General features: G+C 54.5%; 1 rRNA gene. It reads left to right on the forward strand.

Annotation, left to right across the window (positions count from 1 at the left end):
• Nucleotides 1-255 (forward strand): 23S ribosomal RNA (locus M3234_RS29935); the annotation flags it as partial.

Here is a 255-nt window from a genome sequence, read left to right on the forward strand (position 1 = left end):
CCTGATATTGAATTTTGGTACAGCTTGTACAGGATAGGTAGGAGCCTGAGAAGCCGGAGCGCCAGCTTCGGTGGAGGCGTCGGTGGGATACTACCCTGGCTGTATTGAAATTCTAACCCGCACCCCTAATCGGGGTGGGAGACAGTGTCAGGTGGGCAGTTTGACTGGGGCGGTCGCCTCCCAAAGAGTAACGGAGGCGCCCAAAGGTTCCCTCAGAATGGTTGGAAATCATTCGTAGAGTGTAAAGGCACAAGG

The organism is Neobacillus niacini, from assembly GCF_023715785.1.
Taxonomy (GTDB): Bacteria; Bacillota; Bacilli; order Bacillales; family Cytobacillaceae; genus Neobacillus; species Neobacillus niacini_E.